Here is a 25,829-nt window from a genome sequence, read left to right as displayed (position 1 = left end):
TCCCAGTGCTCCCGTTCGGGTAGGTACCCTGAGTAGGTGACTTTTCCCGTAATCGGTGTGGTTGGCGGTGGCCAGCTGGCCCGGATGATGGCAGCCCCCGCGGCGCAGCTCGGCTTCGTGCTGCACGTCTTCGCCGAGGGCCCGAATGTTTCAGCGGCGCAGGTAGCAGCCCACGTGACGGTGGGCGACTACCGCGACGCCGACGCCCTGCGCGCCTTCGCACGCGGCGTGGATGTCCTCACGTTCGACCATGAGCACGTTCCCGGCCCGCTCCTGCGGGAACTGGCCTCCGAGGGAATCAATATCCAGCCGCCGCCCGCGGCGCTCGCCCACGCACAGGACAAGCTACTGATGCGCGAGGCCGTCGAACGGCTCGGCTTCCCCAACCCGCGGTGGGCGCGGGCTTCCGTTCCCGCCGAACTCGAGGCGTTCGGTGACACCCATGGGTGGCCCGTGGTGTTGAAGACCCCGCGCGGTGGTTACGACGGCAAGGGCGTGATGGTGCTCAGGTCCGCCGCGGAACTTCCGAAGGCGAGTACCTGGTTCACAGGGGAGGATCTGCTCGTGGAGGAACACGTCCCCTTCACCCGTGAGCTGGCAGTACTCGTGGCACGTACACCCTCCGGCGAAGCAGCGGCGTGGCCCGTCATGGAGTCGGTACAGGTCGACAGCGTCTGCGACGAGGTGATCGCACCCGCGCAGGGCCTGGCCGAACCGGTGGCGCGGGCAGCTGTCGAGGCGGCACTCCGGATCGCCGAGGCACTGGAGGTTACTGGAGTGATGGCCGTCGAACTCTTCGAAACGCCGTCCTCCGATGCGGGCTTCCTGGTCAATGAGCTCGCCATGAGGCCGCACAACTCCGGACACTGGACCATGGACGGCTCGGTCACGGGCCAGTTCGAGCAGCACCTGCGCGCCGTGCTGGATCTCCCCCTCGGTGACACGAGCCTTACTGCTGATGTAGCTGTCATGAGGAACTACCTGGGCGGCTCCAACACCGACACCTACGCCGCCTACCGATCGGCCCTGTCCTCGGACCCGTCGGCCAAGGTGCATTTCTACGGCAAGGACATCCGCCCCGGCCGGAAGATCGGACACGTGAACGTGGTCGGTGCCACCGGCGAAACGGTGGAACAAGTCCGGGCACGGGCGGGGCTCACCGCCGCGATCCTCCGGGACGGCACGGCTTCCGGGAAGGACCCCTCATGAAGAACCCAGCAGTCGGCCTCGTCATGGGCTCCGATTCCGACTGGCCCGTGATGGAGGGCGCGGCCGACGCGCTCGAAGAATTTGGCATCAGCTACGAGGCCGACGTCGTCTCTGCCCACCGGATGCCCGTCGAAATGGTGCGCTACGGGCAGGACGCTCACCAGCGCGGCCTGCGGGTGATCATCGCCGGCGCCGGAGGTGCCGCGCACCTTCCCGGGATGCTCGCGGCGCTCACACCCCTGCCGGTGATCGGAGTGCCGGTGCCCCTCAAGTACCTCGATGGAATGGATTCCCTGTTGTCGATCGTCCAGATGCCGGCCGGCGTCCCTGTTGCCACGGTCTCGATCGGCGGCGCCCGCAACGCGGGGCTGCTGGCGGTGCGCATCCTCGCTGCCGGGAACGGGTCCGAAGCGGAGCGCCTGCGGATGCAACTGGTCGAGTTCTCTGCGTCCCTGAAGCAGACCGCCCTCGACAAGGGAGCCGCGCTTCGAAGCCGGCTTCCGGACCATCCGACGGAGGGCCGATGATGATTACCGAGGCGAGGGCGGACCAGGGAGCGTCAGGGTCCACGCCCGTGCAGTTGACCGATCCGGTGCGCTACCCCCAGGCGGCCGCACCGGCGGTCCGAACGAAACGTGCCTTCGTCCTCCTCGGCCTCACCCTCGTCGTGCCGGGGGCAGCGCAGGTCGTGGCGGGCAACCGGAGGCTCGGACGCCGGGCCCTGCGCGTCACCCTCACCATCTGGGCGCTGGCGGTTGCCGCCGTCGTGCTTGCGCTCACCAACCCGCAACTGGTCGTCACGCTGGTGACGCACCGCTGGTGGTCGCTGGTGCTGATCACCGTGCTGCTGGGGCTCGCCGTGGGCTGGGCCCTCCTGTTCCTCAATACCCTGCGTATCATCCGCCCTCCGCTGCTCGAGCGCCGGGTGCGGGCAGCGGTCGCCGCCACGCTCGCCCTCCTGATGGTGCTCACGAGTGGTTCGCTGACCTATGGCGCCTACCTGCTCGGTGTCGGGCGCTCCACGGTAGGATCCATCTTCCAGGGCGGGCCGGCCTTCGATCCGGTGGAGGGCCGGTACAACTTCCTGCTGATGGGCGGCGACGCCGGCGAGGACCGGACGGGCCGGCGACCCGACAGCATCTCGGTGGTCAGCGTGGATGCCTCGACGGGCGCCACCGTGACCTTCAGCATTCCCCGCAATTTCCAGAACGCCCCCTTCCCCGAGGATTCTCCGTTGGCCGAGGTCTATCCGGACGGCTACAACTGCGGCGACGAATGCATCATCAACAGCCTCTACACCACGGTGACCCAGAACTATGCGGACCTCTATCCCGACAGCGAGGACCCGGGCGCCGAGGCGATGATGGATGCCGCAAGCGGCATCCTCGGCATCGAGGTGCAGGCCTATGTCATGGTCGACATGACCGGTTTCGAGCAGCTGGTGGACGCCATGGGCGGCATCCGGATCGACGCAGGAGGATGGGTGCCCATAACGGCCGCCGAAATTCCCGGCACCGACCCGATCCGCCACTATCCGCCGGACGGCTGGATTCCGCCGGGTGTACAGACCCTCAACGGCTATCAGGCGCTCTGGTACGCCCGATCGCGCGAGTTCGTGACCGATTACGACCGCATCGCCCGCCAGCAGTGCGTCCAGCAGGCAATGATCGCGCAGCTCGATCCTGCCACCCTGCTCACGCACTTCCAGGAGATCGCCGCCGCCGGCACGCAGATCGTCGAGACGGACATCCCGCAGGACCAGCTGGGCAGTTTCGTCAACCTGGCGCTGAAGGCCAAGGACCAGGAGGTCCGGCGGTTGACCATCGGGCCGCCGGACTTCGGGACACCGGAGGACAACTTCCCGACCTACCCGGACTTCGACCTGATCCACCAGCGGGTCCAGGACATGCTGGCCCAGGGCAGCGAGGATCCCCCTGCAGCGGACGACGGCGCCCCGTCGGACGCCGGCATCCTCGAGCTGGAGCGGGCGGCACTGGTGTCGGTGCTTCCCTCGCAGACGACCGACAGTGGAATCACCGAGGAATACCTCCAGGAGCTCGCGATCATCCAGGATGACGCTACGCTCATTGAGTTGCTCGCCAACAACGGGGAGTGCTCCCCGGCCTGACCACTTGGTCCGACCATCCGGCCCCACCGAAGGAACAGCATCTATGTACCTGTTGGACAACCCGCTGCGCCCCTACGCCTGGGGGTCGGTGACCGCGATAGCCGACCTTCTCGGGCGGGAGCCGTCAGGAAGTCCGGAGGCGGAGCTGTGGATCGGTGCACACCCCGCATCACCCTCGGTGGCGATGCTCCCCGACGGGACGCGCACCCCGCTGGACCAGCTGATCGCAGCGGATTCCCGGGCAGCTCTCGGCGGCGCCGGGAGCCGCTCCGGTGACCGGTTGCCCTTCCTCCTGAAGGTGCTCGCCGCGGAGTCAGCGCTGTCGCTGCAGGTTCATCCGAGCCTGGAACAGGCTGCAGCGGGCTACGACGCCGAAGAGGCCGCCGGTGTACCGGTCGACGCCGCGCACCGGAACTACAAGGACCGCAGCCATAAGCCGGAGATGCTTTTCGCGCTGACACGCTTCGACGCGCTCTGCGGGTTCCGGCCCCTCGAGGAATCCGCTGCGGTCTTCGGGTTCCTCGCGGGTCTCTGCGAACCAGGGTCCGAGGAAGCCGGGCTGCTCGGTACCGTTGCCACCGACCTCGGGTCCGGTGCTCCGGCCGCGCTCCGCAACGCTTTCGAAGCGCTGCTGTCGGCGGGCGTCGGCATCGTCGCCGCAGTCGAGGCGGCCGTTGCATTCCCGCGGGAAATCGAACCGATCGACAGGGATTTCGCCGGGTATTTCACCGATGCCGCAGCCACGGTGGCCGAACTGGGATCCCAGTACCCCGGCGACGCCGGCGTGCTGGTGGCCCTGCTCCTCAACCGCGTGTCGCTCCAGCCCGGCGACGTCATCCACCTTCCCGCGGGACACATCCACGCTTACCTCAGCGGCCTCGCGATCGAGGTGATGGCCTCCTCGGACAACGTGCTCCGCGGCGGCCTGACAAGCAAGCACGTGGACGTCCCGGAACTGCTGCGGACCGTTATCTTCGAACCACTAGCGTTGCCCTCGGTTCCGGCCGCCACGAACCTCCTCGACCAGGAGCTGTACCTTCCCCCCTACGAGGAATTCCAGCTCCAGCGGATCGTCGTCCACCACGGCGGCGACCCCGTGCCGCTTGCCCAGAACGGTCCCGCGGTGGTCCTCGTGGTCTCGGGGAGCGTCAGGCTTGATTCGCCGAAGTCGGACCTCTCCCTGGAGCGCGGACAGTCCGGCTTCCTTCCCGATATCGAGCAGCCGGTCCTGGTCCACCCCGTGCAGGGCGCCGGCTCCCCCGCGGTCCTGTTCGCGGTAACCTGCGGGACGCCTTCCGGCACCGAAGGTGTCCGCCGGTGAGCGCGGAACGACTGAAGGAACCCTCGATCCTCCAGTCCCCCGCGTGGGCGGACTTCCAGCGCGCCCTGGGCAAGAGAGTCTTCACCGGCAGCGGCGACGGATTCTCGTTCCTGGCGATCAAGGAGAAGACTCCGCTCGGCAGTTTCCTCTACGTGCCGTTCGGACCAGCAGCCGCGGACACAGCGGGGTTGCGCCGCTCACTCGACGCCCTAGCCGCCCTGGCCGCTACTGAGCACGCCCACTATGTCCGGGTAGAACCGGTCAATACCGATCTCGGGCCGCACCCAGACTCGGCCCTGGAGGGGCTCGGACTCGTCAAGGCTCCCGCCGACGTGCAGCCGAAGCTGACCTGGCTGGTGGACCTCAGCCAGGATGAGAAGGCGGTCCTCGGCGGAATGCGCAGCACCAGCCGGGGGCTCTACCGCAACATCGGGAAAAAAGGTGTCACCTTCGACATCTCCACGGATCCGGCAGAGATTTCGGTACTGCTCGCGTTCCTTCACACGGTGTCCGAGCGTGCGGCGTTCCGCGCCCAGTCCGACGACTACCTGGCACGCGCAGCACAGACCCTCATGCCCGCGGGCAGCGCGAAGCTGTTCATCGCACGGCTGGACGGGGAACCGATTGCTGCGGCGCTCTCCTACGACACCGACACCACCAGGGTCTATGCCCACGCGGCAGCCGACGCGGCCCATCGCAGCCTCAACGCGGGAATACCGCTCGTGGTGACCATGATGATGGACGCCAAGGCCACCGGCAGAACCCGATTCGACCTGTGGGGTGTCTCCGCCGACGACCAGCCCGAACATCCGTGGGCCGGTTTCTCTCGCTTCAAACGCTCCTTCGGCGGATACGAAGTAGAGTACCCGGGCTCCTGGGACCTGCCGGTCAACGCGCTCATGTACCGCGCGTACTCGATGGCCCGCGGCCTGCGGGAGGCGGTGGTCCCGGCCGTCCGCTACGCGCGGGCCACGGCCGCCACCGCAGCGCGCATCATCACCCGACGCCCGCGCTGAACACGCGACCCGATCCGGCGGTGCCGGGTCGCGACGTGTGCCGTGCTCCGCTGCTGCCGGGTCGCGACGTGTGCCGTGCTCCGCTGCGGCCGGGTCACGATGTGTGCGGTATGCAGCTGCCGGCGGGTCACGACGTGTGCGGTATGCAGCTGCCGCGGGGCCGGCCGAACGAACGGCCGGCCGAACGTGCGGTCCGTGGATCACCGCAGGCGCGCGTAGGTCTCCCACTTGTGGGCCTGGTGCTCGCCGTCCACCACGCGAATGGTTCCCGACTTGGAGCGCATCACGATGGACTGCGTGAGGACCTTGTCCTTGCTGTAGCGCACCCCGCGGAGAAGGTCGCCGTCGGTGATTCCCGTCGCGGCGAAGTAGCAGTTGTCACTCGTGACGAGGTCGTTGGTGGAGAGCACGCGGTCCAGGTCGTGGCCGGCGTCGAGCGCTTTCTGCTTCTCGTCATCGCTCGTGGGCCACAGCCGGCCCTGGATCACTCCGCCGAGGGATTTGATCGCACAGGCGGCAACGATGCCCTCGGGTGTTCCGCCGATACCCATGAGCGCATCGACGTCGGTGCCCTCACGGGCCGCGGCGATGGCGCCGGCGACATCGCCGTCCATGATGAATTTGGTGCGTGCACCGGCCGCGCGGATCTCGTCGACCAGCGGCTTGTGGCGGTCGCGGTCGAGGATCATCACATTGAGCTGGCTGACCTTGCGGTTCTTCGCCTTCGCAATGAGGTGCAGGTTCTGCTTGACGGGCAGGCGGAGGTCCACCATGTCGGCTGCTTCAGGGCCGGTGACGAGCTTCTCCATGTAGAACACCGCTGACGGGTCGAACATGGTACCGCGCTCGGCGACCGCCAGGACGGCGAGCGCGTTGTTGATGCCCAGGGCGGTCAGGCGTGTTCCGTCGATCGGATCGACGGCGACGTCGCACTCCGGGCCGCTTCCGTCGCCGACCCGTTCACCGTTGAACAGCATGGGCGCTTCATCCTTCTCGCCTTCGCCGATCACCACGATTCCGTTGAAGTGGACGGTGGAGAGCAGCGACCGCATGGCGTCGACCGCGGCGCCGTCGGCCAGGTTCTTGTCCCCGAAGCCCACCCAGTGGCCACCCGCGATGGCCGCGGCCTCCGTCACCCGGACCAGTTCGAGTGCCAGGTTGCGGTCCGGCTCGTCATCTCCCACGGCAAGGGCTGGCGAAAGTGTTGAATACCGGGCGTTCTCGGGGTTTTGGGACACGTCAATCCTCATCGTCGAAGTTCGTGGTGGTGCTTGGCGGGGAGCCGAAGCAGGGTCCCCGCACCCTATTCTAGTGCTGGCGTACTCCTCCGACCTCCGTGCCGTTGGACACACTTCCCGGCCGGCGGGCTTTGTCCGTTAGGCCGCCCGCCCGCCGTAGGGGAAAATGGAGGCGTGGATGATCAGGAGCGGGCACGGGGCGGCCAGGACCGGGACAGCAGAACCGGCAGCGACGACGAAGCAGTTTCCGGGGACGGTGCAACCTCCCCGAGCGGCGAGCCGGCCGTCCGGCCGGTGCTCACACCGGCGCAGGCGAAGCGGGCCAATTCCACGGTGATCGGCATGCTCATCGCCATCGGGGTGACTCTGGCCGTCGTTCTTCCCGTCTACTTCCTCAACCCCACCTACACCGCCGAAACCTACCAGCGGGACGTCAACGTGGAGATGGTGGCCCGGCAGTCAGCGGGCGACGCCGGCTATCTTCCGGCCGCGCCCGAGCTTCCCGAGGGATGGACCTCCAACTTCGCCCGCTGGACCGGCGGAGCCGGCGACGGCGTCAACTACTGGGAAGTCGGCTACCTGAGCGCGAACCGGGGTTTCATCCAGCTGACCCAGACCGACCAGGCCAACCCCACGTGGATATCCCAACGGCTCGACAAGGCGCAGGTGTCGGGAACGCGGGTCATCAACGGGGTGGAGTGGGAGCTGCTGGACAGTCCGGACGGGGACACGGCGCTCACCACCGAATTCCAGGGGAAGACCATCATCCTGGACGGGGAAGCCGAGCTCGCCGAGTTCGACGTGCTGGGCGGGGCGACGCTGGAGAAGATCGAGGACAATGCCGCGGCGGAAGCCGTGCGGACGTCATCAACTGCGGAAGCCCCGTGATCCGCCGATAGAGTGAGTGCGTGAAGAAGCAACTGACTCCCGCCCAGGCCTGGCTGCGGCTGCGTGAGGGCAACGCCCGGTTCGTGGCCGCCAACGCATCGCACCCGAACCAGGATGCCTCCCGCCGGACGTCGCTGGTCAATGACCAGAACCCGTTCGCCGTCATCTTCGGCTGCTCGGATTCGCGCCTCGCGGCCGAGATCATCTTCGACCTCGGCCTCGGTGACGTGTTCGTGGTCCGTACCGCCGGGCAGGTCATCGACGACGCCGTCCTCGGTTCGCTCGAATACAGCGTCAGCGTGCTGAATGTCCCGCTGATCGTGATCCTCGGGCACGACAACTGCGGCGCCGTCTCCGCCACCATGGACGCCGTGGAAACCGGAGACATGCCCGTCGGTTTCCTGCGGGACCTCGTTGAGCGCATCACTCCGTCCGTCCTGACGGCGCGCCGCTCGGGCATCCTCGACGTCAATGCAACGGCCATCGAACATACCAAGCAGACCTCGAAGCGACTGGTGGACAGTTCCCGCGTCATTTCCGACGCCGTGGAGCGCGGCTCGGCCGCCGTCGTCGGGGTTTCCTACCGCCTCGACGAGGGTAAGGCGGTGCTTGTTTCGGGATTTGGCGCACTGTAGCTCCGGAGGCGAGAATTGGCGAATGACTCCAACGCCTGCATCAGCCTCGAATTCCATTTCCCCCGCCGTCGATTCCGCTTCGACCTCCCAGGAGACCGAGTACCGGATCGAGCACGACACCATGGGGGAAGTGCGTGTCCCGGTGAATGCGCTGTACCGGGCGCAGACCCAGCGTGCCGTCGAAAACTTCCCCATCTCCGGCACCACCCTGGAACGTTCCCACATCGAGGCGCTGGCCCGGATCAAGAAGGCCGCCGCGACGGCCAACGCGGAACTGGGAGTGCTCGACGAGGAGCGTGCCCGAGCCATCGAGGCTGCTGCGGAGGACGTCGCCAACGGCAGGTACGACGGCGACTTCCCCGTGGACATCTACCAGACCGGTTCCGGGACGTCCTCGAACATGAACGCGAACGAGGTCATCGCGACCCTCGCGAGCCGCGCCCTCGAGACTGCCGGCAGCGCGACGACGGTTCACCCGAATGACCACGTCAACGCCTCACAGTCATCCAACGACGTCTTTCCCACGTCCGTGCACGTGGCGGCGACGTCAGCCCTGACCAACGATCTCATTCCCGCCCTCGCGCACCTCGCCGAGGCGCTCGAGCGCAAGGCGGAGGAGTTCGCCACCGTCGTGAAGTCCGGCCGCACGCACCTCATGGACGCCACCCCGGTGACCCTCGGCCAGGAGTTCGGCGGATATGCGGCACAGGTGCGCTACGGCATCGAGCGCATCGAAGCCTCACTCCCCCGCGTCGCTGAAGTGCCCCTTGGCGGCACTGCCGTCGGAACCGGGATCAACACCCCGGCAGGGTTCTCTGCGCGCGTCATCGAACTGCTCGCCGCGGACACCGGACTGCCGCTGACCGAGGCCCGCGACCACTTCGAGGCCCAGGCGAACCGCGACTCGCTGGTCGAGGTCTCGGGCATGCTTCGCACCATCGCCGTGTCACTGACCAAGATCCACAACGACCTGCGCTGGCTTGGATCCGGCCCCAACACCGGCCTCGGCGAGATCGCCCTTCCCGACCTGCAGCCCGGGTCCTCGATCATGCCCGGGAAGGTGAACCCCGTGATCGCCGAGGCAGTTCTCATGGTGTGCGCGCAGGTGGTCGGCAACGACGCCACGGTGGCGTGGTCCGGGACCAACGGTGCCTTCGAGCTCAATGTGGGAATTCCGGTAATCGCAAGGAATGTCCTCGAGTCCATCCGGCTGCTGAGTACCTCCACCCGCGTCTCGGCGGACCGCATGATCGACGGCATCACGGCCAACGTGGAACGCGCACGGTTCCTTGCGGAGGCGTCCCCCTCCATCGTCACCCCGCTCAACAAGTACATCGGCTACGAGAACGCGGCGAAGATCGCGAAGAAGGCAGTGGCCGAGGGGCTCACCGTCCGCGAGGCCGTCGTCGCCCTCGGTTTCGTGGAGCGTGGGGAGCTGACCGAGGAGCAGTTGGATTCGGCACTCGACGTGCTATCGATGACGCGTCCTCCCCAGGCGTAGCTCGACAGCGCTGCACCGCCGCGCCTCCTCCTGGACAGCCGCGCCGAAACGACGGACGCACCGATCGATGCCGGTGCGTCCGTCGCCTCATCGCTGGCACGTGCCGATTCATCCTGGCCGAACGCCGGTACGCGCCCGCCACAGCGCGTCAGCGTATGAAGTGCGGGATGCCGTCAGCAGTGGAGGCAGTGATCACCAGCTCGAGGTGCCGTGCGTTGAGGGGCGGTAGTTCATCGAGCGGGAACCACCTGACGTCGCTGGATTCGTCGTCGTTGACTCTCGCCTCACCGCTGACGAAGCGGCAGCGGAAATCGTGGTTGAGGAACGTCACCACGTCGCCGTTGGGGAAGGTGACGGGCCCCACGACGCCGATGCCGAGGAGCACTTCGACCTCGACCTCCACCCCCGTCTCCTCCAGGACCTCGCGCCTGAGCCCGACCGCCGGCTCTTCACCCGGCTCCACCATGCCGGTGATGATGGTCCACTGGCCGGTATCAGCCCGCTTGCCGAGCAGCACGCGTCCGGCGTCGTCATAGACCACCGCACCGGCTCCGGGGAGCCAGAGGGGCGCGGAGCCGATTTTTTCCCGGAGGTCGAGGACGAACTGGGGTGTGGGCATTAACTCACCCTAGGGCAGCCAGGGCGATCGCCGCACCGCCGATCAGGAACGGACCGAAAGGGACCGACGCGTGCCAGCCTGCCCGCCGCCCCGAAACCAGCAGGAGGCTCCACAGCCCGCCGAGAACGAAACCGGCGGCAGCGCCTGCCATCACCAGCGGCCATCCGACGAAACCGAGGTACAGCCCCAGCAGCCCGCCGAGCTTCACGTCCCCGAACCCCAGGCCTGCGGCAGGCACCAGGTGCAGGGCGAGGTAGGCGACCCAGAGGACGGCGGCGCCGCCCGCCATGGACACCACCCGGTGCGGTTCCCCGGCCATCAGGGCCGCTCCGGCGAGAAGCGCCGCGGCGGTCGGATAGCACGGGAGGATGATCCGGTTCGGCAGGCGGTGCGTCCGGGCATCGATGATACTCAACCGCACACCTACGGCCACGAAACCCGTCAGCGCCGCGGCCAGGAGGAGGAACGAAGCCGGGGCATCGCCCCGGTAACCCGCCAGCGCGCTGATCACCGTCCCACCGTACTGGACACTCCGGTGCCGGGCGTCACATGTCGGTGCCCTCGAGGAGTTCCGTCACGAGGGCGGCGATCGGCGAGCGCTCCGACCGTGTGAGGGTGACGTGGCCGAACAGCGGGTGGCCCTTGAGGATTTCCACCACGGCCGCGACTCCGTCGTGCCTGCCGACGCGCAGGTTGTCGCGCTGGGCGATATCGTGGGTCAGCACGATCTTCGAGTTCTGCCCGATCCGGCTCATCACGGTCAGGAGGACATTCTTCTCGAGTGACTGTGCCTCATCGACGATCACGAACGAGTCGTGCAGGCTCCTCCCGCGGATATGGGTCAGCGGCAGGACCTCGAGCATGCCCCGGTCCATCACCTCCTCCACCACTTCGGTCGAGACCAGCGCACCCAGCGTGTCGAAGACGGCCTGCGCCCAGGGATTCATCTTCTCGTTCTCGCTGCCCGGCAGATAACCGAGCTCCTGGCCACCCACCGCGTAGAGGGGGCGGAATACCACCACCTTGCGGTGCTCCCGCCTCTCCAGCACCGCCTCGAGTCCGGCGCACAGCGCCAGCGCCGACTTCCCCGTTCCTGCCCTGCCACCGAGGGAGACGATGCCCACTTCCTTATCGAGCAGCAGGTCGATGGCCAGACGCTGTTCGGCGGACCGCCCGTGCAGACCGAACACGTCCCTGTCCCCGCGTACCAGCCGGACCTGCTTGTCGGCACCCACCCGGCCGAGGGCGGAGCCGCGCGGCGACAGCAGGATGAGTCCGGTGTTGATCGGCTGCTCCGCGGCGGCGGCATTGAGGACCGGCTGGTGCTCGTACAGCGCGTTGACCTCCTCGACGGAAACCTTCAGCTCCATCACGCCGGTCCAGCCGGAGTCCCTCACGAACTCGCTGCGGTATTCGTCCGCCTGCAGGCCCATGGCCGAGGCCTTGACGCGCATCGGCAGGTCCTTGGACACCACGGTCACGTCGCGGCCCTCTCCGGCGAGGTACTGCGCCACGGCGAGAATCCTCGAATCGTTGTCCCCACTGCGGAAGCCCACCGGGAGCACTTCGGGCGACACATGGTTCAGCTCGACCCGCAGCGTCCCGCCCTCCTCTCCCAGGGGGATGGCCCGGTCCAGTCCGCCGTGCTCCACCCTCAGGTCGTCGAGGAGCCGCAGCGCCTTCCGGGCGAAGTACCCCAGCTCGGGATCGTGCCTCTTGCCCTCGAGTTCGGAAATGACGACGACGGGAAGGATCACCTCGTGCTCGGCGAACCGCAGGACGGCCCGCGGATCGGACAACAGCACGGAGGTGTCGATCACATAGGTGCGGTTTCCCCTGCTTCGCGCAGACGGGGTGAGATCAGTAGCAGCCACGGAAACTCCACTCCGGGGCACGGTCACCCCGAACTAGTAGGGGTGTGGGGCGGTTCGGCCTCGACGCCGGGCATGGCTTCCCCGAAGGAATCGACGTGCTGGTGAGCACGGTCGGCGTCATCGATGGCCTCCCCATTACCGGCATTGACACCGGCTGATGGACCGACAATACGCTGTCCCCCCGGACTTTGCAGATGTGCTCCTGCGTGTCGGGGAATGAGTGCGAGGACGGGCCGGGAATGCCCTCAGGAGCCGAAGCGTCGTTGCCGCCGACCGTAATCCCGCAATGCCCGCAGGAAGTCCACGCGCCGGAAATCGGGCCACAGCGCTTCGCAGAAGTAGAACTCGCTGTACGCGCTCTGCCACATGAGGAAACCCGAAAGGCGCTGCTCCCCGGAGGTGCGGATCACGAGGTCCGGGTCCTGCTGCCCGCGGGTATAGAGGAACGCCGAGATGTGCTGGTCCGTCAGTTCCCCGGCGAGTTCCTCGAGCGACTTTCCCGCCTTCGCCGAGTCGAGCATCAACTCCTTCACCGCGTCCACGATCTCGCGCCGCCCACCGTACCCGAGCGCCACGTTCACGTGAAGTCCGTCGATGCCTTCCGTCTGCCCGGCGAGCGCCGTGAGCTTCCCCGCAAGGTTGTCCGGCAGGAGGTCCAGCGCTCCCACCGGCTGGACACGCACGCGGTTGCTCTCGCCGAGCCGGTCGAGCGTGTTCGCGATGATGTCGAGCAGCTGCTCCACCTCCTCGGGAGGGCGCCCCATGTTGTCGGTGGACAGCATGTAGAGGGTGACGACGTCGACGCCGAGTTCCTCGCACCAGCCGAGGAACTCGTGGATCTTGTCGGCTCCCGCCTGATGCCCGTGGCTCGTGGGGGCCCCCGCAAGCCTGGCCCAGCGCCGGTTGCCGTCCACCATCACGCCGATGTGGTGCGGAATCCGTTCAGGGGACAGCGAGCGCTGGAGCCTGCGCTCGTAGTAGCTGTAGAGGAACTCGGGAAATTTCCACGTCACCCCTCCTAAGGTACCGGCTGTGCCCGGGGATTTTGGAAAGGGACTCCCGCGGGCGTTGTTACCTCCGGGTAACCTGCTGGCTGCTGGGTTAGAATTTTTTCATGACCTCGCGATCCTCCGCGCTTCCGCCGTCGCACCAGCCCGAACCCGGCACGGGTGCCGGTGCGGTTATGGGAAGTTCAGGGAAGAACGTCGTCGAAAAGACCGAGGAGGTCCTCGAGAGCAAGCCCGCCCTGCGGGGCTGGATCCACGCGGGCACCGCGCCCCTCGCCGTCGCCGCCGGAATTGTGCTCATCGCGCTTGCCCCCACCACCGGCCTCAAGGTGGCCTCCACCATCTACGCCCTGACCGGTGCACTGCTGTTCGGTGTCAGTGCTGTCTACCACCGGGGCAACTGGAAATCGAGGACCCGGGTGGTCCTCAAGCGCCTCGACCACACCAACATCATGCTGGTGATCGCGGGCTCCTACACCCCGCTCGCCTGGGCCCTGCTCGAGCGGGACAAGGCGACTCTGCTGCTGTGGATCATCTGGAGCGGGGCGATTGCGGGCGTCCTCTTCCGCAATCTCTGGGTCTCGGCCCCCCGGTGGCTGTACGTGCCGATCTATGTGGCCCTCGGGCTGGCCGCTTTGTTCTACCTGCCCGATTTTTTTGCGGCGAGCATCCCCGCAGCGATCCTGATCTGCGTGGGGGGCGCCCTCTACATTGCGGGGGCCGTGTTCTACGGCATCAAGAGACCCAACTTCAGTCCGCTCGTCTTCGGGTTCCACGAACTCTTCCACGCCTTCACCGTTGCGGCTTTCGCGGCACACTACATCGCGATCGTGATGGCCGTCCTGAACCCCGTACAGGGAACCTGAGGCCGGCAGGGAACCTGCGGCTGCCTGTCACCGGCGCGGACCCAGCCCGGCGTGGCCTGCCTGGCGAGAAGCCTGCCTGGCGTCAAGCCTGCCCGGCGTGGTTACCGGGCGTCCGGGCCGTGCTTGCCGTCGGGAACCGGGCGGGTGTCCTGCTGCGGGGCGCCGGAGGCCGGGTGCGTGCCCTGACCGGGGCCTATTGGAGAGTCCGGACTCCGCCGGGCGGAAGGGCCTCCGCCACTTCCGCTGCCGCGACCGCCGTCGTCGTCCGTCGAATCCGGGGCTCCCGCATCCTGCAGCCGCGCGTCCTCGACCATCGAGTTGTACCGCACGCGGCGGATGCGCTTGGTCATGTCGCGGATCAGGAAGAACACCCCGATCACCACGAACAGCGTTGCGAGGAACCCGAGCGTGCCCGGCGTCACCGAGGCGGGGTCCAGACCCTCCCGCAATGCCGGTTCGTCGGAGGGAGCCGTCGCTGCGGCCAGGGTCAGCGGGAAAAGCACAGGTGCACCACTTTCGGGAAGAGCTGCGGGCGGGCGGCCCGTTCCTGTCGATTCTACGTTGGACGGAACTGCCGGAGAGAACTAGCGCGCGTCGGCGATGCCGGCGAAGAAATCATCCTCGGGCAGGGACGTCCCCACGCGCGAGGAAATGAGCGAGTAGTCCTCCCAGGGCCAGACCTTCCGCTGGAGGTCAAGGGTGACGGCGAAGAAGAACCCGGTCGGATCGATCTGCGTGCGGTGTGCCAGCAGGGCCTGCTCGCGGTTGGCGAAGAACTCGCTGCACTCGATCTGCGTGGTCGTGGCATGCGTTGGAACCGGCGGCTGGTGGCCTTCGGGATCGGCTTCGAGCCACTGGGCTATCCGCTCCGCATAGGGCGACTGCAACCCGGCCTCCTCGAGCGCGAAGTGCAGGGCACGGAAGCGCTCGGGGTTGAACGCGCGGTCGTAGTAGAGCTTGTCCACCTGCCACGCCTCACCCGTACCGGGATAGCGGTCGGGATCGCCGGCGGCCTCGTACGCCTCGACCGTCACCCGGTGCGCCATGATGTGATCGGGGTGCGGGTAGCCACCGTTCTCGTCATAGCTGAGGATCACGTGCGGGCGGAATTCTCGGACGAGCTTCACCAGGGGCGCGGCGGCGCGCTCGAGGGGCTGCAGGGCGAAGCAGCCGAACGGCAGGTCCGGCAGCGGATCCCCCTCCGGCAGTCCCGAGTCGACGAACCCGAGCCACCTCTGCTGGACCCCGAGCGCTGCGACGGCACCGGCCATCTCGATCCTTCGGAGCCCTGCGAGATCCCGGCGGGCATGTGCGTCCCCGCTCATGGCCTGATTCAGGACGTCACCACGCTCCCCGCCGGTGCAGGTGGCCACCATCACGGCCGTTCCGGCCGCTGCGTACCTCGCCATCGTCGCGGATCCCTTGCTCGACTCGTCGTCGGGGTGCGCATGGACTGCGAGTAGTCGGAAGCCGCTGGAGGACGCGGTCGGGGAATCCGTGCTGGGCAACGAGGGCTCCTGGGAGGTGTATTCGGCTGGTGGTTCCACAGAGGTCACTGGAGTCCGTGGATCGACGGTAAAATAGCGGAGGTGAGTTCCGCGTACACGCCTACCCCAAGAGTAGCCAATCGCTACGGTCCCCCCAAGCCGGTCAAACCGGCTCGGCCCTTCCGCCTCCTGGTGGTCACCGTGCTTCTGGCATGCGTCGCCGCCGTCGCTGTTTTCGCACTGACCAGCGGTAATCCCCGCATCTCGTCGAAGGATGTCGGGTTCAGCATCTCGGGCGACCTGCGCGCCAGCGTCGACTTCGAACTCACCAAACCCGCGGATGCCGCTGCGGAATGCGCCGTCCAGGTACTGAGCGAGAATTACGCGGTGGTGGGCTGGAAAGTGGTCACCATCGGCCCCAATGCGGAGACCGACGGCGTCAACAATGGCCAGACCACGGCCCACCGCGCCGAACTGCGCACCGACTCCCCCGGGGTTTCGGGCGGAGTGAACGCGTGCTGGCTGGTCACCGACTGACCGTCCCGGAGCGCAGTACACCCCATCTTGGGTATTCTCTGCACCCGAACTAGAATAGAGGGATACGTCCTGCCCCGTCTCAACGGCGAACCGTCCCCGCACGGTAGCAATGAGGTGGGGTGTTTGCTTGTGTGCCGGACCGCATTCCGCGGTGCCGGACAAACCTAAGGAGATGTCCCGTGTCCACAAACAGCGCACCCGTTGCCTGGCTCACGCAGGAGTCCTTCAACCGGCTCAAGGCCGAACTCGAGCACCTCTCAGGCCCCGGCCGCACCGAGATCGTCGCGCGTATCGAGCAGGCACGATCCGAGGGCGACCTCAAGGAGAACGGCGGCTACCACGCTGCCAAGGAGGAACAGGGCAAGTCCGAGGCCCGGATCCGCCAGCTCACTGCCCTCCTCGACAGCGCCCATGTCGGTGAAGCTCCCGAGGACAACGGCATCGTGGAACCCGGGATGATGGTGCAGGCCAGTATTGCCGGTGACGTGGAGTCCTTCCTGCTCGGCAGTCGCGAAGTGGCTGGAGATGCCAATATCGACGTCTACAGCGAGAAGTCCCCGCTCGGGGCCGCCATCCAGGGCAAGAAGGCCGGCGACACAGTGGTGTACACGGCGCCCAACGGCAAGAACATCACAGTGGAGATCATCTCAGCGACGCCCTACCTCGGGTAGGCGCGTCAGCGGAGAAGGCGGTCTGTCCCGGAAGGGGCAGGCCGCCTTTTCAGGATCAGGGCGGCGGTAACCCCTCCGATCGCACCGAAGAGGTGTGCCTGCCAGGAGATGTTGGAGCCGAAGACCGGGAGCACGCCCCACAGGATCGAGCCGTAGGCAAGGAACACCACCCCTGCAAGCAGGATCTGGAGCACGTTCCGGTTGTAGAAACCGCGGGCGATCAGGTAGGTGAAGAGACCGAAGACCACCCCGGAGGCGCCGATGGTCAGTCCGCCGCCGAGGATCCACACGCCGAGCCCTGAAACGAGCCAGCTGGTTCCCAGTGCCACGACGAAGCGTCGGAGTCCGTCAAGGAATGTCAGGAAACCGAGCACCAGCAACGGCAGGGAATTGCTGATCAGGTGCGGCAGGCCGCCGTGCAGCAGCGGCGCGAAGAGAATTCCATCCAGCCCGCGAACACGCCGCGGTTCAATGGCGAGGTGACCGGTCAACACGTGGCCGGTCAGCAGGTTGACGAAGAAGACGGCCCAGAGGACCGCCACCAGCATGCCTACCGCGAGCAGGCCCGTCCGTGCCCGGTGTGCCAGCATGTCAGCCCTGGATGACAACGGGCTGGAAGCCCTCAGCGCGAAGGTTGCTCAGGACCTGCTCACAGTGTTCGTCGCCCTTGGTCTCCATGTTGATGGTGATCGCGACGTCGCCCATGCTGATCGACCCGCCCACCCTCGTGTGGTCCACGCCCGTGACGTTGGCGTCGGACTCGGCGATGATTCGCGAGATCGTGGCCAGGGAGCCCGGGCGGTCGTCCAGCAGCATGCGGACCACCAGGTAGCGACCTGCTGCTGCCAGTCCGCGCTGGATCACCTTGAGCATGAGCATCGGGTCGATGTTCCCGCCCGAGAGGATGACCACGGTGTTGCCCGGCAGCGCGCCGTCCTCGGTGAGCTTTCCGTCGAGCAGTGCCGCGACACCCACGGCGCCCGCCGGCTCCACCACCATCTTGGAGCGCTCGAGCAGGAAGATGAGTGCGCGCGCCAGGGAATCCTCGCTCACCGTCACGACGTCGTCGACGAGCTCCCGAATGATCGAGAACGGAAGCTGGCCCGGGCGGCCGACGGCAATGCCGTCGGCGATGGTCGATACCTTGGTGAGCGGCACCAGGGCGTCGGCAGCGAGCGACGGCGGGTACGCCGCGGCGTTCTCTGCCTGCACGCCGATGATCCGGATGGTCCTGCCGAGTTCGCGTGCCCTGGCCTTCACCGCGACAGCCACTCCGGCCAGCAGCCCACCGCCTCCCACCCCCATGAGGATGGTGTCGACGTCGGGCACCTGTTCGAGGATTTCCAGTCCGATGGTCCCCTGGCCCGCCACCACATCCACGTTGTCGAAGGGATGCACGAAGACTGCCCCGGTCTCGTCGGAGTACCGCTTCGCTTCGGCCAGCGCCTCGTCGACGTTGTGGCCGAACAGCACCACTTCGGCTCCATGTCCGCGGGTCGCGGCGAGTTTGGGCAGCGCCACACCGAGCGGCATGTAGATCCGCGCCTGGATGCCGAGGCGGCTGGCCGCGACGGCGACGCCCTGCGCGTGGTTTCCGGCGGAGGCAGCCACGACGCCGCGCTTGCGCTCCGCCTCGGAGAGTTTCGCCATCCGGGTGTAGGCACCCCGCACCTTGAAGGAGCCCGCGCGCTGGAGGTTCTCGCATTTGAAGGAGACATTGGCGCCGATCAACCGACCCAGCGCCCTCGACTCCTCGATAGGGGTATGGGCGATCACACCGTCCAGCAGCGCCTGTGCGGCCTTGACGTCGTCGAGGGTGACGGGCAGGTGCGGTAGCGCCGCCTTGTCGGCGAGGGCGGTTTGCTCGGTCACGTTGTCATCTCTTCCTGGAGGGTGTGGGGGGACAGGCTGGCGCCTGACGTACCCGGGGGTGTGAGCGCAGGGTCGTACTCCCAGGCCCGGTGGGCTATATACCGGATGACGGTATTGGCCACGGCGAGCAGTGGTACCGAGAAAAGGGCGCCCGGGATGCCTGCCACAAGCGTGCCCCCGGCTACCGCCAGCACCACGGCGAGGGGGTGGAGGGCAACTGCCGGCCCCATGATCAGGGGCTGGAGGATGTGCCCCTCCACCTGCTGCACCACCAGCACGATGGCCAGCATGATCAGTGCATTGACCCAGCCGTTGGCCACGAGGGCGAGGAGCACTGCGACCGAACCTGTGGCGAGGGCTCCCACGATCGGGATGAACGAGCCGAGGAACACCAGCACGCTCAGCGGCAGCGCAAGCGGCACTCCGATGATCGCGGCTCCGACGCCGATCCCCACGGCGTCGACGAACGCCACGAGCATCTGGATCCGGACGTAGCTCGCCATCGAGCTCCAGCCCCGCCGCCCTGCACCGTCCACGGCCGCGCGCGCGCGGGCCGGCGCCAGGCCGGCGACGAAGCGCCAGATGCGGGCGCCGTCGGCCAGGAAGAAAATCAGCGCGAACAGGGTGAGCAGCACCCCCGCGGCGAACTGTCCCGCGTTGGTGCCGAAGGACAGCGCCCCGCTCACGATCGAGCCGCTGTTGTTCTGGAGCGCGTCGCCGACGTCCTGCAGGTACTGGTTGATCTGCGTCGCCGTCAGCTGCAGGGGGCCCTGCGACAACCACGTGAGCGCCTGCTCCGTGCCGGTCCGGGCTTCCGCCCAGAGACCGTTGAAACCCACGGCGAATTGCTGACCGACGAAGGAGAGCGCGAGGCCCACCAGGACGAGGAACCCCACCACGGTGAGTGCGACGGCGGATCCGTTGCCGACGCGACGGCGTAGCGCGTCGGTCACCGGTGTCAGCAACGAGGCGAGGAGGCCCGCGATCATCAGCGGTATGACGAGGAGGGAGACCCGGCCGAGGAGCCAGACCAGGACGCCGACCACCACGAAGACGATACCGAGTCGCCACGACCAGGAGGCAGCCACCCTGAGGGCATAGGGAACGTCGTCCCGTCCGGGCCTGGAGGACGTTCGGAGACTGGCACCGGTTCCGGCCGGATCCAGCGCCGGGACCCGCACGGCCCCCCGCACGAGGCCTGCGGGCACCGGTGGAACCGGATCGCTCATCGCTGCGACACGCTGGGAGATGGCGCGCTGCAGGGCACGCCTGGGTCGTCCTCCAGAAAGTCGCGGCATGGGCCAATCTTTCCACACAAGCACCCTCGCAGGACTATTCGAGACGCGGCTCGATACCCCACTGCGCAGTGAACCTGCCCGCCGGTTCCAGCCACCGCAGCCCCTCTCCCGAGTTGAACGCATCGGCCGGTGCAGTCATCGGCTCGACGGCGATCGCCTTGGCGACGCCGGGGTAGATGGTGCTCACGTATACGTGCGCGAAGGAGAACGACGCATCACCCCACAGGGCCACCGACCGCCCGTCCGGAGCTGAAAGCACGTGCACATGCCTGCCGCCGCTCAGTGCCAGGCCGCAGAATGCTGCATCGAACTCGACGTCGCCGATCCGCTGCCCTCGGCGGAGGTCGAACTGTCCGGAAACCGGGACCTTTCCCGTGGGAATCGAGCGCTCGTTCGTCTCGAAACGGAAGTCGGCCTGCAGCGTCAGCGTCAGGTCCTCGGTGGGCACGTCGGAGATCTTCAGGTAGGGGTGGGCACCCAGCGCGAAGGGTGCGGCCGTCTCCGAAAGGTTCTCGAGCGACTGCGTCACGGTCAGTCCCTCCTCGCTGAGGGAATACTCCGCGGTGTGCAGGAGGTGGAACGGGTAGCCGTGCTGGGGAAAGATCTCGGCCTGCAGCCGCACCGAGCTTCCGGAGACCGCTACGGCCTGGTAACCGGTGTTGCGGAGCAGCCCGTGGGTCGCGTTGCCCTTGCCCGGCTCGGTGATGTCCAGACGCTGTTCCTCGCCGTGCAACTGCCAGACGCCGCCGTCCACGCGGTTGGCCCACGGGGCGAGGAGGATTCCGGCACCACCGGGAGGGATCGCGGAATCCGCCCAGGTCTCGGTGAGATGGATTTCGTTCACACGATAGGAGCGCAGCGCGCCGGCGAGCGAGGCGACGACGGCGGTGGCCGCACCTGCGGTGAGGGTGTAGTTGGTTCCCGACGCGGGAACGGAAACGGCAGTCATAAAGCCGATGCTACCTGTCCGAATGCCGGGGTGTTCAGGAACGACCGGGTAGGATATTGTTATATTTTGTTTGATTTAGTGCGGTTATGGGAGAAGGTGACGCTCGTGTTGGCAGCCGAACGTCACGCCGCGATTCTCGGTGAACTGGAGATGCGGCCGGCCGTCCGCGTCAGCGACCTCAGCCTCCGGCTCGGCGTATCGGAGATGACCGTGAGGCGCGATATCGATGTACTCGTTGCAGCGGGCTCGCTGCAACGCGTCCATGGAGGAGCAACGCGGCGCCTCAGCGCCGCCGAAGCAGGGTTCTCCGTCAACAGCGGGAGGCAGGGCGCCGCGAAGCGCGCCATCGCCACAGCAGCCGCCGCGCTGGTGCTGCCGGGTATGACCATCGCCGTCACCGGGGGCACCACCACGTTCGAACTCGCGCGGCACCTGGTGCGGGTCGCGGACCTCACGGTGATCACCAACTCGCTTCCCTTCGCCGAAGAACTGCACCGCCTGCGGCCGTCGTCGGATTCCCCGGGACCGGCACCCCGCCAGCAGGTGCTGCTGACGGGCGGCGAGCGCTCGCCGTCGGAAGCCCTCGTGGGGCCGCTCGCAACAGCTGCTATTCGGGGACTCCACGCGGACCTGTGCTTCATGGGGGCACACGGCGTCGACGTGAAGGCCGGCATCACCACACCGAATCTTGCCGAAGCCTCCACCAACCAGTCCTTCGCGGAGCAGTGCGGCCAGTTGCTCATCCTGGCGGACTCCACCAAGTTCGACGTCGTCAGCCTGGCGCGCATCACCGGGCTCGACGCCGTTGCGGGCATCATCACCGACAGCTCCCCCGACCCGCGCTATGCGGCGCGAACTGCCATCACGTCTCCCCCCACAGAGCCCGGCCTGCACCCCATCGACCAGTCCAGCGAGAAAGATTCCCCGTGACCCAGCCACCCGATGCACCGCACCCGACCCGTTCCCGGAACCGCCCCGGGACCCACGTCACTCCCACCACGCTCTCCGACGGGCGGGAGCTGATCTACTTCGACGCATCGGAGGCTTCGGCCGCGCTGCACCGCGACACCGCCGCCACTGCGGACCGGCGAGGGCTCCCGCCCAGGGGCGGCGCCGGCACCGCGCGCTACGACGCATTGACCGGCGAATGGATCGCCGTCGCAGCCCACCGCCAGACCCGCACGCATCTCCCCCCTGCTGACCAGTGCCCGCTGTGCCCCACCACGGAGGCGAACTCCTCCGAGATTCCAGCCTCGGACTACGAGGTAGTGGTGTTCGAGAACCGCTTCTCCTCCTTCGGGCCGGACCTCGGGTCCCTGCCGGGGGACGCCGCCTGGGGGACGACGACGACGGCGTTCGGCAGGTGCGAAGTGGTGGCCTTCGACTCCTCCCACGAGGGCTCCTTCGGTTCCCTGTCACCGGAGCGTGCGCGCACCGTGATCGATGCCTGGGCCCACCGCACCGAGGCACTGTCGGCGATGGACGGCATTCGGCAGGTGTTCTGCTTCGAGAATCGGGGCCAGGACATCGGCGTCACACTCCTCCACCCGCACGGGCAGATCTACGCCTACCCGTTCATCCCTCCGCGGGCAGCGGTGATGGGCGAACAGGCAGTGGCCTTCCACGATGCCGCCCGCGGCACCAGGACCCTTTTGGGGTCGGCCCTGGACGCCGAGCGCGAATCCGGCGAGCGCATGGTGATCGAGGGAAAGCACTTCAGTGCCTTCGTTCCCTTCGCGGCGCGCTGGCCGCTCGAGGTACACCTCGTACCGCACCGGCAGGTTCCGGACATCGCTGCCCTCACCCCGGCGGAGCGGGACGAACTCACCGTGGTGTATCTCGACCTCCTGGGACGCGTCGACGCGCTCTACTCCACCCCCACCCCCTACATCGCCGCATGGCAGCAGGCACCCCTCGACGCCCGGCTGCGTCCCGCGAGCTACCTGCACCTGCAGCTCACGTCGCCGCGGCGGGCAGAGGACAAGCTCAAGTTCCTTGCCGGCTCCGAAGCCGCCATGGGCGCTTTCATCAACGACACCACGCCCGAACTGGTTGCGGATCGACTGCGCAACGCCACACCGGCAACCTCCCGTTAGGACCTTCCATGAACCTTCCAGCATCCGAACTCGCCGCAGCGTTCACCGAGCGCTTCGGCGACGAGCCGGCAGGCATCTGGTCTGCGCCCGGCCGCGTCAACCTGATCGGTGAACACACGGACTACAACGACGGCTTCGTCCTCCCCTTCGCCATCAACCACTCCACGGCAGTGGCTGCGCGCTCCCGCTCCGACCGCACCGTGCGGGTCTGCTCGACCTTCGCCCCGGACGACGTCGTCCAGGCCGACCTCGATACCCTCGCCCCTGGAAAGGTCGAAGGATGGGCCGCCTATCCGCTGGGCGTCCTGTGGGCGATCGAGCGCTCGGGGTACAGGTCCCCGGGCCTGGATCTCCTGATCGATTCCTCGGTGCCCGTCGGGGCGGGCCTTTCCTCCTCGGCGGCGCTCGAGTGTGCCGTCGCAGTGGCCGCCAACGACCTCTCCGAAGCGAACCTGTCCCGAAGTGAGCTGGTGGCCATCGGGCAGCTCGCCGAGAACGACATGGTCGGTGCGCCGACCGGGATCATGGACCAGTCCGCATCACTGCTGGGCGAGGCCGGGCACGCGGTGTTCCTGGACTGCCGATCCCGGGAGTCCCGCCTCGTCCCGTTCGACCTGGAAGGCTCAGGGCTGGAGCTTCTCGTGATGGACACCCGCGTCAGCCACTCCCATTCCACGGGTGGCTACGCCGCGCGGCGCCGTTCCTGCGAACTGGGGGCGGAACTGATGGGGGTCCCGGCGCTCAGGGACCTCTCGGTGCGCGATCTCGCGGAAGCCGCCGGTCTTCTCGATGAGGAGACCTTCCGGCGGGTACGCCACATCGTGACCGAGAACGCCCGGGTGCAGGATGCCGTGGACGTCCTTACCGACAAGGGGCCGGCCGCGCTGGGGCAGCTCCTGAACACGAGCCACGCCTCCATGCGGGACGATTTCGAGATTTCATCCGCAGAACTGGACACCGCCGTCGACACCGCGGTCTCCGCAGGCGCTCTCGGCGCCCGGATGACCGGAGGCGGATTCGGCGGGGCCGCGATTGCTCTGGTGCGGTTCGAGGATTCCGCGGCAGTGGCCGACGCCGTCACCCGCGCTTTCGCGAGCGCCGGCTTCACCGCACCGGTGATTTTCCCGGTACTCCCGGCGTCCGGAGCGGGACGCGTGGCCTGACCCCTGCCGCCGGGCTGATCGAACTGTTCGGCTTGTGGCGCCAGACCCCGGCATATCCGGCGTGTTCCGTCGCGACACGGTGGTTCGCCGCCGAAAGCTGGGCAGCATCACCCGCATCGGCCCGGAAAGAGACGGCACCTGCAGAACCGGTACGGCAAACGCCTGCAGCGCCCGGTTGCATGAAGCACACGGCGCGCCGGACAACGACGAACACACTGATTTCAGACGAACACGCCGGTTTCATCCGGCGCGTTCGTCGTCATCGAAGGCGTCTGTCGATTTTGACGGCGGTCGTCGGGCGCTTCCCTTCAACGAGAAAGCGGCCGCTGCGACATCCAGGAACCCTGGATACCGCAACGGCCGCCGGAGGTCAGTCCGCCCCGAGGGACCGGGAACTACTCGTCGCCGCGCAGGATGGCGAGGAGGCGGAGGATCTCGACGTAGAGCCAGATCAGCGTCACCGTCAGGCCGAAAGCAGCCGTCCAGGAGTACTTCTGGGGTGCGCCGTTCCGGACACCCTCACTGATCGACGTGAAGTCGATGATCAGCGAGAAGGCAGCAAGGCCGATGGCGAAGATGCCGATGACAACACCGAAGGGAATGTTCGTCCCCGGGATGTCGGCTCCACGGAGTCCCCAAGCGTTATCTGAGACGCCGAAGACCATCAGGCCGAGGTTGATCAGCGAGAAGGCCGCGTAGCTGATCATCGCGATCATGAAGAACTTCATGGCCTTCGGTGTGGCACGGACCTTGCCGCTCTTGAAGAGGGCGAGGGTCACTGCGAAAACGGTGACAGTGCCGAGGACGGCCTGGAGCGCGATACCGGGGTACATGGCCTCGAGGAACATGGTGAGTCCACCGACGAACAGACCTTCGAGCGCCGCATAAGCAAGGATCAGGGCCGGAACCGGTTCACGCTTGAACGAATTGACGAGACCGAGGATCAGGCCACCGATCATGCCCAGGATCATGAGCGGAACAGCGAGCCCCGGCAGGAAGAACGCGGGCACCGAAGCGCCGAGCAGCACCACACCGATGCAGAGGACGGTCTTGACGATGACGTCGTCGAACGTCATGCGGCCCATCTGCGCGGGCCCAGCCGACGGCTGGTTGTACATCTGCTCCAGCTGCTGCTGGCTGGCCGCGGTCTGGCCGGCCAGCATCGTGGAACCGTAGGCCGCTGAATTGTTGCCGCGTGCAGCGGAACGGAAGTTCTTTCCGTTGAAAACCGGATTACCGCCAAGTGCCATTATGTATTGTCCTCCGATAGGGGGCCGAGCGTTGAAACAAACTCTACCAATATCAACGTGGAACGAGCGTTTTTGTTCCCCACCCACCGGGGCGGGAAAGTCAATTCCTCAGGGCCCTGAGTAACCCAGTTGTTACCCAATCGCGACCTTCGAACGGCTTATTTGGCATCTGGCGAAACATCGTCCGAGTAACATGAAGCGACC

Annotated in this window: 26 protein-coding genes; 14 read left to right on the top strand and 12 right to left on the bottom strand. The window is 67.1% G+C overall.

The window, feature by feature from the left end:
- Positions 1-84 precede the first annotated feature (84 nt).
- From IWX75_RS08300 to IWX75_RS08280, 5 genes are read left to right on the top strand one after another with little or no spacing between them, the layout of a single operon-like run.
- Entirely contained in the window at positions 85-1,209 is a 1,125-nt protein-coding gene (locus tag IWX75_RS08300; protein ID WP_442858962.1) for a 5-(carboxyamino)imidazole ribonucleotide synthase, read from the top strand.
- A complete protein-coding gene (gene purE, locus IWX75_RS08295; RefSeq protein WP_334684194.1) occupies positions 1,206-1,736 on the top strand; it encodes a 5-(carboxyamino)imidazole ribonucleotide mutase in 531 nt (176 codons plus the stop codon). Before IWX75_RS08300 ends, purE begins: the two co-directional genes overlap by 4 nt.
- The gene (locus tag IWX75_RS08290; RefSeq protein WP_334684193.1) at positions 1,733-3,337 is read left to right on the top strand and encodes an LCP family protein; all 1,605 of its coding nucleotides are present in this window, start codon (positions 1,733-1,735) and stop codon (positions 3,335-3,337) included. Before purE ends, IWX75_RS08290 begins: the two co-directional genes overlap by 4 nt.
- A gap of 43 nt (positions 3,338-3,380) precedes the next feature.
- A complete protein-coding gene (manA, locus tag IWX75_RS08285; RefSeq protein WP_196821749.1) occupies positions 3,381-4,658 on the top strand; it encodes a mannose-6-phosphate isomerase, class I in 1,278 nt (425 codons plus the stop codon).
- Positions 4,655-5,674, top strand: coding sequence for a lipid II:glycine glycyltransferase FemX (locus IWX75_RS08280; protein WP_334684192.1), 1,020 nt, complete (start codon positions 4,655-4,657; stop codon positions 5,672-5,674). The genes manA and IWX75_RS08280 overlap by 4 nt, the downstream gene beginning before the upstream one ends.
- 200 nt (positions 5,675-5,874) lie before the next feature.
- Here the strand turns inward: IWX75_RS08280 and glpX are convergent, their stop codons facing one another.
- Entirely contained in the window at positions 5,875-6,924 is a 1,050-nt protein-coding gene (gene glpX / locus IWX75_RS08275) for a class II fructose-bisphosphatase (RefSeq protein WP_196821748.1), read from the bottom strand.
- A 162-nt stretch (positions 6,925-7,086) separates the two neighbouring features.
- Here glpX and IWX75_RS08270 point away from each other — a divergent pair, with 162 nt between their 5' ends.
- The 3 genes from IWX75_RS08270 to IWX75_RS08260 are packed head-to-tail and all read left to right on the top strand — an operon-like array spanning position 7,087 to position 9,936.
- The gene (locus tag IWX75_RS08270) at positions 7,087-7,800 is read left to right on the top strand and encodes a DUF4245 domain-containing protein (protein WP_334684191.1); all 714 of its coding nucleotides are present in this window, start codon (positions 7,087-7,089) and stop codon (positions 7,798-7,800) included.
- Between the two features lie 20 nt (positions 7,801-7,820).
- Positions 7,821-8,435 (top strand): carbonic anhydrase, encoded by a 615-nt coding sequence (locus IWX75_RS08265; RefSeq protein ID WP_196821747.1) that lies wholly within the window; start codon positions 7,821-7,823, stop codon positions 8,433-8,435.
- Positions 8,436-8,457: 22 nt separating this feature from the next.
- Complete coding sequence (locus IWX75_RS08260) at positions 8,458-9,936, top strand: class II fumarate hydratase (RefSeq protein WP_196821746.1); 1,479 nt, start codon at positions 8,458-8,460, stop codon at positions 9,934-9,936.
- A gap of 148 nt (positions 9,937-10,084) precedes the next feature.
- Here the strand turns inward: IWX75_RS08260 and IWX75_RS08255 are convergent, their stop codons facing one another.
- The 4 genes from IWX75_RS08255 to IWX75_RS08240 all read right to left on the bottom strand — a co-directional run bounded on the left by IWX75_RS08255 (position 10,085) and on the right by IWX75_RS08240 (position 13,442).
- Positions 10,085-10,555 (bottom strand): NUDIX hydrolase, encoded by a 471-nt coding sequence (locus IWX75_RS08255; protein ID WP_196821745.1) that lies wholly within the window; start codon positions 10,553-10,555, stop codon positions 10,085-10,087.
- Between the two features lie 4 nt (positions 10,556-10,559).
- The gene (locus IWX75_RS08250) at positions 10,560-11,066 is read right to left on the bottom strand and encodes a prepilin peptidase (RefSeq protein WP_196821744.1); all 507 of its coding nucleotides are present in this window, start codon (positions 11,064-11,066) and stop codon (positions 10,560-10,562) included.
- A gap of 34 nt (positions 11,067-11,100) precedes the next feature.
- Positions 11,101-12,429: a PhoH family protein gene (locus IWX75_RS08245; protein WP_334684190.1), complete on the bottom strand. Its 1,329-nt coding sequence runs from the start codon at positions 12,427-12,429 to the stop codon at positions 11,101-11,103.
- A 245-nt stretch (positions 12,430-12,674) separates the two neighbouring features.
- A complete protein-coding gene (locus IWX75_RS08240; RefSeq protein WP_196821742.1) occupies positions 12,675-13,442 on the bottom strand; it encodes an isoprenyl transferase in 768 nt (255 codons plus the stop codon).
- A 170-nt stretch (positions 13,443-13,612) separates the two neighbouring features.
- Between IWX75_RS08240 and trhA the strand changes: the two genes are divergently transcribed.
- The gene (trhA, locus tag IWX75_RS08235) at positions 13,613-14,302 is read left to right on the top strand and encodes a PAQR family membrane homeostasis protein TrhA (protein WP_334684202.1); all 690 of its coding nucleotides are present in this window, start codon (positions 13,613-13,615) and stop codon (positions 14,300-14,302) included.
- A gap of 101 nt (positions 14,303-14,403) precedes the next feature.
- Here the strand turns inward: trhA and IWX75_RS08230 are convergent, their stop codons facing one another.
- Together IWX75_RS08230 and mca are read right to left on the bottom strand one after the other, a co-directional pair.
- Positions 14,404-14,805, bottom strand: a complete 402-nt coding sequence (locus IWX75_RS08230; RefSeq protein ID WP_196821740.1) for a hypothetical protein — start codon at positions 14,803-14,805, stop codon at positions 14,404-14,406.
- 81 nt (positions 14,806-14,886) lie between these two features.
- Entirely contained in the window at positions 14,887-15,810 is a 924-nt protein-coding gene (mca, locus tag IWX75_RS08225) for a mycothiol conjugate amidase Mca (protein WP_196821739.1), read from the bottom strand.
- Between the two features lie 81 nt (positions 15,811-15,891).
- Between mca and IWX75_RS08220 the strand changes: the two genes are divergently transcribed.
- Both IWX75_RS08220 and greA read left to right on the top strand, forming a co-directional pair.
- The gene (locus IWX75_RS08220; RefSeq protein WP_334684189.1) at positions 15,892-16,326 is read left to right on the top strand and encodes a DUF4307 domain-containing protein; all 435 of its coding nucleotides are present in this window, start codon (positions 15,892-15,894) and stop codon (positions 16,324-16,326) included.
- Positions 16,327-16,505: 179 nt separating this feature from the next.
- Positions 16,506-16,997, top strand: a complete 492-nt coding sequence (gene greA / locus IWX75_RS08215; protein WP_196821738.1) for a transcription elongation factor GreA — start codon at positions 16,506-16,508, stop codon at positions 16,995-16,997.
- A 5-nt stretch (positions 16,998-17,002) separates the two neighbouring features.
- On the opposite strand, the gene IWX75_RS08210 is transcribed toward greA, so the two are convergent.
- The 4 genes from IWX75_RS08210 to IWX75_RS08195 are packed head-to-tail and all read right to left on the bottom strand — an operon-like array spanning position 17,003 to position 21,116.
- Positions 17,003-17,587, bottom strand: coding sequence for a rhomboid family intramembrane serine protease (locus IWX75_RS08210; RefSeq protein WP_196821737.1), 585 nt, complete (start codon positions 17,585-17,587; stop codon positions 17,003-17,005).
- A 1-nt stretch (position 17,588) separates the two neighbouring features.
- On the bottom strand, positions 17,589-18,869 hold the full coding sequence (gene ilvA, locus IWX75_RS08205; RefSeq protein WP_334683633.1) for a threonine ammonia-lyase: 1,281 nt from the start codon (positions 18,867-18,869) through the stop codon (positions 17,589-17,591).
- The gene (locus IWX75_RS08200; RefSeq protein WP_334684188.1) at positions 18,866-20,167 is read right to left on the bottom strand and encodes an AI-2E family transporter; all 1,302 of its coding nucleotides are present in this window, start codon (positions 20,165-20,167) and stop codon (positions 18,866-18,868) included. The genes ilvA and IWX75_RS08200 overlap by 4 nt, the downstream gene beginning before the upstream one ends.
- 34 nt (positions 20,168-20,201) lie before the next feature.
- On the bottom strand, positions 20,202-21,116 hold the full coding sequence (locus tag IWX75_RS08195) for an aldose 1-epimerase family protein (RefSeq protein WP_196821736.1): 915 nt from the start codon (positions 21,114-21,116) through the stop codon (positions 20,202-20,204).
- Between the two features lie 105 nt (positions 21,117-21,221).
- Here IWX75_RS08195 and IWX75_RS08190 point away from each other — a divergent pair, with 105 nt between their 5' ends.
- The 3 genes from IWX75_RS08190 to galK are packed head-to-tail and all read left to right on the top strand — an operon-like array spanning position 21,222 to position 24,375.
- On the top strand, positions 21,222-22,046 hold the full coding sequence (locus IWX75_RS08190) for a DeoR/GlpR family DNA-binding transcription regulator (RefSeq protein WP_196821735.1): 825 nt from the start codon (positions 21,222-21,224) through the stop codon (positions 22,044-22,046).
- Positions 22,043-23,212, top strand: a complete 1,170-nt coding sequence (gene galT / locus IWX75_RS08185; RefSeq protein WP_334684187.1) for a galactose-1-phosphate uridylyltransferase — start codon at positions 22,043-22,045, stop codon at positions 23,210-23,212. Before IWX75_RS08190 ends, galT begins: the two co-directional genes overlap by 4 nt.
- An 8-nt stretch (positions 23,213-23,220) precedes the next feature.
- Complete coding sequence (galK, locus tag IWX75_RS08180; protein ID WP_196821734.1) at positions 23,221-24,375, top strand: galactokinase; 1,155 nt, start codon at positions 23,221-23,223, stop codon at positions 24,373-24,375.
- A gap of 395 nt (positions 24,376-24,770) precedes the next feature.
- Here galK and IWX75_RS08175 read toward each other — a convergent pair whose 3' ends face one another.
- Positions 24,771-25,625: a Bax inhibitor-1/YccA family protein gene (locus IWX75_RS08175; RefSeq protein ID WP_196821733.1), complete on the bottom strand. Its 855-nt coding sequence runs from the start codon at positions 25,623-25,625 to the stop codon at positions 24,771-24,773.
- Between the last annotated feature and the right edge of the window lie 204 nt (positions 25,626-25,829).

It is taken from the genome of Arthrobacter sp. CAN_A6 (assembly GCF_015751715.1).
In the GTDB taxonomy this organism is placed as follows: domain Bacteria; phylum Actinomycetota; class Actinomycetes; order Actinomycetales; family Micrococcaceae; genus Arthrobacter_D.
Note: the sequence above shows the minus strand (reverse complement) of the source record. Positions and strands in the feature narration are given on the sequence as shown.

What these genes read in the sequence shown, in the direction of transcription:
- IWX75_RS08300 (WP_442858962.1), top strand. Translation starts at nt 85, where the DNA reads ATGATGGCAGCCCCCGCGGCGCAGCTCGGCTTCGTGCTGCACGTCTTC.
- glpX (WP_196821748.1), bottom strand. Translation starts at nt 6,924, where the DNA reads ATGAGGATTGACGTGTCCCAAAACCCCGAGAACGCCCGGTATTCAACA.
- IWX75_RS08175 (WP_196821733.1), bottom strand. Translation starts at nt 25,625, where the DNA reads ATGGCACTTGGCGGTAATCCGGTTTTCAACGGAAAGAACTTCCGTTCC.
- galK (WP_196821734.1), top strand. Translation starts at nt 23,221, where the DNA reads ATGAACCTTCCAGCATCCGAACTCGCCGCAGCGTTCACCGAGCGCTTC.
- IWX75_RS08255 (WP_196821745.1), bottom strand. Translation starts at nt 10,555, where the DNA reads ATGCCCACACCCCAGTTCGTCCTCGACCTCCGGGAAAAAATCGGCTCC.
- IWX75_RS08200 (WP_334684188.1), bottom strand. Translation starts at nt 20,167, where the DNA reads ATGCCGCGACTTTCTGGAGGACGACCCAGGCGTGCCCTGCAGCGCGCC.
- trhA (WP_334684202.1), top strand. Translation starts at nt 13,613, where the DNA reads ATGGGAAGTTCAGGGAAGAACGTCGTCGAAAAGACCGAGGAGGTCCTC.
- purE (WP_334684194.1), top strand. Translation starts at nt 1,206, where the DNA reads ATGAAGAACCCAGCAGTCGGCCTCGTCATGGGCTCCGATTCCGACTGG.
- manA (WP_196821749.1), top strand. Translation starts at nt 3,381, where the DNA reads ATGTACCTGTTGGACAACCCGCTGCGCCCCTACGCCTGGGGGTCGGTG.
- IWX75_RS08290 (WP_334684193.1), top strand. Translation starts at nt 1,733, where the DNA reads ATGATGATTACCGAGGCGAGGGCGGACCAGGGAGCGTCAGGGTCCACG.
- IWX75_RS08210 (WP_196821737.1), bottom strand. Translation starts at nt 17,587, where the DNA reads ATGCTGGCACACCGGGCACGGACGGGCCTGCTCGCGGTAGGCATGCTG.
- IWX75_RS08195 (WP_196821736.1), bottom strand. Translation starts at nt 21,116, where the DNA reads ATGACTGCCGTTTCCGTTCCCGCGTCGGGAACCAACTACACCCTCACC.
- IWX75_RS08260 (WP_196821746.1), top strand. Translation starts at nt 8,458, where the DNA reads ATGACTCCAACGCCTGCATCAGCCTCGAATTCCATTTCCCCCGCCGTC.